Consider the following 366-nt stretch of genomic DNA (forward strand, 5'->3'; position numbering starts at 1 on the left):
GCTGTACACGATGCTCTACCGGCAGAAGGCGCTCGGCCCGCAGCGCTCGGAAGTGCGGGCGATGACCGAGGTCGTGGGTGCCCGGCTCGAGGACGGGGACGTCGTACTCGACCTGCGGGACCGGATGAGCGGCAAGACGGAGCCGTTGCGCTGTGACCTCGTGCTCCTCGGCACCGGCTACGACCCCCGCAAGCCCGCCCTCGTACGGGAGCTGGCGGCCCGGGTCGGCATCGACGAGGTCACGGTCAGCCGTGCCCACCGGGTCGAACTCGGCGAATCGGCCCGGGGAGCCGTCTACCTCCAGGGCGTCAACGAGGAGACCCACGGCATCGCCGACTCCCTCATCAGCGTCCTCGCACACCGCTC

General features: G+C 70.8%; 1 protein-coding gene. It reads left to right on the forward strand.

Going from position 1 to position 366, the window contains the following annotated elements:
- Positions 1–366, forward strand: a 366-nt coding sequence (locus IF09_RS0139605; protein WP_030304457.1) for a SidA/IucD/PvdA family monooxygenase, incomplete at both ends; no start/stop codon positions are given.

The sequence above is a fragment of the Streptomyces katrae genome (assembly GCF_000717655.1).
GTDB lineage: Bacteria > Actinomycetota > Actinomycetes > Streptomycetales > Streptomycetaceae > Streptomyces > Streptomyces katrae_B.